Source organism: Agromyces seonyuensis, assembly GCF_009789225.1.
Taxonomy (GTDB): Bacteria; Actinomycetota; Actinomycetes; order Actinomycetales; family Microbacteriaceae; genus Agromyces; species Agromyces seonyuensis.
Map to the genome: position 1 here is coordinate 1 of NZ_WSTA01000133.1, position 5,478 is coordinate 5,478.

The 5,478-nt window shown below is 56.2% G+C and carries 1 protein-coding gene and 2 rRNA genes; 1 reads left to right on the forward strand and 2 read right to left on the reverse strand.

Translation table 11 applies throughout. From position 1 onward, the window contains the following. Window positions 1-124: 124 nt before the first annotated feature. Window positions 125-3,222, reverse strand: a 23S ribosomal RNA gene (locus GB864_RS17685). A gap of 4 nt (window positions 3,223-3,226) precedes the next feature. On the opposite strand from GB864_RS17685, the gene GB864_RS17690 reads away from it, so the two are divergent. Beyond that, window positions 3,227-3,421, forward strand: a complete 195-nt coding sequence (locus GB864_RS17690) for a hypothetical protein (RefSeq protein WP_160427010.1) — start codon at window positions 3,227-3,229, stop codon at window positions 3,419-3,421. Window positions 3,422-3,769: 348 nt separating this feature from the next. Here the strand turns inward: GB864_RS17690 and GB864_RS17695 are convergent. Beyond that, window positions 3,770-5,299 (reverse strand): 16S ribosomal RNA (locus tag GB864_RS17695). Together the 16S and 23S rRNA genes form the textbook arrangement of a ribosomal RNA operon. Between the last annotated feature and the right edge of the window lie 179 nt (window positions 5,300-5,478).

Consider the following 5,478-nt stretch of genomic DNA (forward strand, 5'->3'; position numbering starts at 1 on the left):
GTTGTTGGTGTTCGTCCAGTGGCGAACAGTTGCTGTTCGTCTGCTGGGGACTACCTAGTGGACGCGAGTCATCGGGTGCCCCACAACCCGCCTTTTGTTCTCAAACAAGGGTTGTGAGTGGGTGATTATCAAGTTATCGGCTTATTAGTACCAGTCAGCTGCACACCTTGCGGTGCTTCCACATCTGGCCTATCAACCCAGTCGTCTGGCTGGGAGCCTCTCCCCCGAAGGGATGGAAATCTCATCTCGAGGCCGGCTTCCCGCTTAGATGCTTTCAGCGGTTATCCATTCCGAACGTAGCTAACCAGCGGTGCACTTGGCAGTACAACTGGCACACCAGAGGTTCGTCCAACCCGGTCCTCTCGTACTAGGGTCAGATCCTCTCAAATTTCCTACGCGCGCAGCGGATAGGGACCGAACTGTCTCACGACGTTCTAAACCCAGCTCGCGTACCGCTTTAATGGGCGAACAGCCCAACCCTTGGGACCTACTCCAGCCCCAGGATGCGACGAGCCGACATCGAGGTGCCAAACCATGCCGTCGATATGGACTCTTGGGCAAGATCAGCCTGTTATCCCCGAGGTACCTTTTATCCGTTGAGCGACAGCGCTTCCACAAGCCACTGCCGGATCACTAGTCCCGACTTTCGTCCCTGCTCGACCTGTCAGTCTCACAGTCAAGCTCCCTTGTGCACTTACACTCGCCACCTGATTGCCAACCAGGTTGAGGGAACCTTTGGGCGCCTCCGTTACTCTTTAGGAGGCAACCGCCCCAGTTAAACTACCCACCAGGCACTGTCCCTGAACCGGATCACGGTTCGAAGTTAGACATCCAGAGTGACCAGAGTGGTATTTCAACAACGACTCCACCGACACTAGCGTGCCGGCTTCATAGTCTCCCACCTATCCTACACAAGCCACACCGAACGCCAATACCAAGCTATAGTAAAGGTCACGGGGTCTTTCCGTCCTGCTGCGCGTAACGAGCATCTTTACTCGTACTGCAATTTCGCCGAGTTCGCGGTTGAGACAGCTGGGAAGTCGTTACGCCATTCGTGCAGGTCGGAACTTACCCGACAAGGAATTTCGCTACCTTAGGATGGTTATAGTTACCACCGCCGTTTACTGGGGCTTAAATTCTCAGCTTCGCCTTGCGGCTAACCGGTCCTCTTAACCTTCCAGCACCGGGCAGGCGTCAGTCCGTATACATCGTCTTGCGACTTAGCACGGACCTGTGTTTTTAGTAAACAGTCGCTTCCCACTGGTCTCTGCGGCCTTCAACGCTTCGGCAGCAAGTGCCTACACGTATCCGGCCCCCCTTCTCCCGAAGTTACGGGGGCATTTTGCCGAGTTCCTTAACCACGATTCTCTCGATCTCCTCGGTATTCTCTACCTGACCACCTGAGTCGGTTTGGGGTACGGGCGGCTAGAACCTCGCGTCGATGCTTTTCTCGGCAGCATAGGATCACCCACTTTTTATCCGCATCACGTCTCAGCCTGCATGAACGACGGATTTGCCTATCGTTCGGCCTACACGCTTGCCCCGGGTCAACCATCGCCCGGGTTGGGCTACCTTCCTGCGTCACACCTGTTAATACGCTCGCTCCACCAGATGGGGTCGCATGCCGCCATCCGCGTCACCCCGAAGGGATCGTACGGATCTTGGGATGCTTAGCACTCCTGATCTCGCGTGGGCGGTTCTTCGCCGGTACGGGAATATCAACCCGTTGTCCATCGACTACGCCTGTCGGCCTCGCCTTAGGTCCCGACTTACCCAGGGAAGATTAGCTTGACCCTGGAACCCTTGGTCTTCCGGAGGACGGGGTTCTCACCCGTCTTTCGCTACTCATGCCTGCATTCTCACTCGTGCGGCCTCCACGGCTGGATCACTCCGCCGCTTCACTGCCCGCACGACGCTCTCCTACCCATCCACACGACTGGACCACGAAGGCCTATCGATTGTATGAATGCCACGACTTCGGTGGCGTGCTTGAGCCCCGTTACATTGTCGGCGCGGAATCACTTGACCAGTGAGCTATTACGCACTCTTTCAAGGGTGGCTGCTTCTAAGCCAACCTCCTGGTTGTCTGTGCAACTCCACATCCTTTCCCACTTAGCACGCGCTTAGGGACCTTAGTCGGTGGTCTGGGTTGTTTCCCTCTCGACGATGAAGCTTATCCCCCACCGTCTCACTGCTGCGCTCTCACTTACCGGCATTCGGAGTTTGGCTGACGTCAGTAACCTGTTGAGGCCCATCGGCCATCCAGTAGCTCTACCTCCGGCAAGAAACACGCAACGCTGCACCTAAATGCATTTCGGAGAGAACCAGCTATCACGAAGTTTGATTGGCCTTTCACCCCTATCCACAGCTCATCCCCCAGGTTTTCAACCCTGGTGGGTTCGGTCCTCCACGACGTCTTACCGTCGCTTCAACCTGGCCATGGATAGATCACTTCGCTTCGGGTCTAGGACACGCGACTGAATCGCCCTATTCAGACTCGCTTTCGCTACGGCTACCCCACACGGGTTAACCTCGCCACGTATCACTAACTCGCAGGCTCATTCTTCAAAAGGCACGCCGTCACCCCACCTGGAGGCTCCGACGGTTTGTAAGCGAACGGTTTCAGGTACTATTTCACTCCCCTCCCGGGGTACTTTTCACCTTTCCCTCACGGTACTTGTCCGCTATCGGTCATCTGGGAGTATTTAGGCTTACCAGGTGGTCCTGGCAGATTCACACGGGATTTCTCGGGCCCCGTGCTACTTGGGATACCTCTCCGGCCGGCACACGATTTCGACTACGGGACTCGCACCCACTCCGGTCAGGCATTCAAACCTGTTCGTCTATCGCCTACGCGTCACCGTGACTGCACGGCAGTACAGTCCGAAAGGTCCCACAACCCCGACCATGCAACCCCTGCCGGGTATCACACATGGCTCGGTTTAGCCTGTTCCGCGTTCGCTCGCCACTACTTACGGAATCACGGTTGTTTTCTCTTCCTGCGGGTACTGAGATGTTTCACTTCCCCGCGTTCCCTCTACCCGCCCTATATATTCAGGCGGGAGTCACCAGGTCACTCGAAAGGCCTGGCGGGGTTTCCCCATTCGGAAATCCTCGGATCACAGCTCGTTTATCAGCTCCCCGAGGCTTATCGCAGATTACGACGTCCTTCTTCGGCTCCAGATGCCAAGGCATCCACCGTTCGCTCTTAAAAACTTGAAATCACATGAGTTTGAATCAGTTAGCCGACCACACCGATGTTCCCATCGACGAGCCGGCGACCAATGGTGTCGAACACACCACCAAGACCTTGACGATCTCGACTGATGTGCTCGAGCACACTTTCAAAACCACACCGAAAACCACCCCGAAGGATGCGCTTTTCGATGCGAGTTTTAAGATGCTCGCGTCCACTATGTAGTTCTCAACAGACGACCAGCACCCCCACACCCACCAACCCACAGGGTCGATCTCGATGAAGGCCTGGAAACGGGAACCCTCCCTGCCCCAGCAGCGCCCGCCGCGACCGGGATCCGAAGACCCCACCCACGACCAGCACCCGCACAGGGCATGTCCGGTCCCTCAGGACCCAACAGCGTGCACGCACCAAACCCTCCGACCCCGCCCCGTTCCAACCGTTGCCGGCGTACTGGAGGAAGAACCCTCGAATCTGATGCCTATGTCAATGTTCCACCCATGAGCTCCCAGCAGAGACGATCGCTCTGATCTGGGACTCCTGGAACCAGCAAGCTGGTCCAGTGCTCCTTAGAAAGGAGGTGATCCAGCCGCACCTTCCGGTACGGCTACCTTGTTACGACTTAGTCCTAATCACCGATCCCACCTTCGACGGCTCCCTCCACAAGGGTTAGGCCACCGGCTTCGGGTGTTACCGACTTTCATGACTTGACGGGCGGTGTGTACAAGGCCCGGGAACGTATTCACCGCAGCGTTGCTGATCTGCGATTACTAGCGACTCCGACTTCATGAGGTCGAGTTGCAGACCTCAATCCGAACTGAGACCGGCTTTTTGGGATTCGCTCCGCCTTACGACATCGCAGCCCTTTGTACCGGCCATTGTAGCATGCGTGAAGCCCAAGACATAAGGGGCATGATGATTTGACGTCATCCCCACCTTCCTCCGAGTTGACCCCGGCAGTCTCACATGAGTCCCCACCATAACGTGCTGGCAACATGCGACGAGGGTTGCGCTCGTTGCGGGACTTAACCCAACATCTCACGACACGAGCTGACGACAACCATGCACCACCTGTTCACGAGTGTCCAAAGAGTTGACCATTTCTGGCCCGTTCTCGTGTATGTCAAGCCTTGGTAAGGTTCTTCGCGTTGCATCGAATTAATCCGCATGCTCCGCCGCTTGTGCGGGCCCCCGTCAATTCCTTTGAGTTTTAGCCTTGCGGCCGTACTCCCCAGGCGGGGCGCTTAATGCGTTAGCTACGACACGGAAACCGTGGAAAGGTCCCCACATCTAGCGCCCAACGTTTACGGCGTGGACTACCAGGGTATCTAATCCTGTTCGCTCCCCACGCTTTCGCTCCTCAGCGTCAGTTACGGCCCAGAGAACTGCCTTCGCCATCGGTGTTCCTCCTGATATCTGCGCATTCCACCGCTACACCAGGAATTCCATTCTCCCCTACCGCACTCAAGTCTGCCCGTACCCACTGCAGGCCAGAGGTTGAGCCTCTGGTTTTCACAGCAGACGCGACAAACCGCCTACGAGCTCTTTACGCCCAATAATTCCGGACAACGCTCGGACCCTACGTATTACCGCGGCTGCTGGCACGTAGTTAGCCGGTCCTTTTTCTGCAGGTACCGTCAAGCCGAAGCCCTTCTTCCCTACTAAAAGAGGTTTACAACCCGAAGGCCGTCATCCCCCACGCGGCGTTGCTGCATCAGGCTTTCGCCCATTGTGCAATATTCCCCACTGCTGCCTCCCGTAGGAGTCTGGGCCGTGTCTCAGTCCCAGTGTGGCCGGTCACCCTCTCAGGCCGGCTACCCGTCGACGCCTTGGTGAGCCATTACCTCACCAACAAGCTGATAGGCCGCGAGTCCATCCCAGACCGAAAAAACTTTCCACCCCCGACCATGCGGCCAGAGGTCCTATCCGGTATTAGACGCCGTTTCCAGCGCTTATCCCAGAGTCCAGGGCAGGTTACTCACGTGTTACTCACCCGTTCGCCACTAATCCCCCCAGAGCAAGCTCCAAAGTTCATCGTTCGACTTGCATGTGTTAAGCACGCCGCCAGCGTTCGTCCTGAGCCAGGATCAAACTCTCCAAAAAAAATGGTTCCAACCAGCCGAAACCGGTCAGGAGTTCAATCTCTGACTGAGAAACAACTGACTACTTAAAATCAAATTGTCCATCAATCCAAAGGAATCCCGTCTGGCAAAACCAGACCGGGGTTCAATAAATTGGCATTGAACATAGTGCACGCTGTTGAGTTCTCAAGGAACGGACAC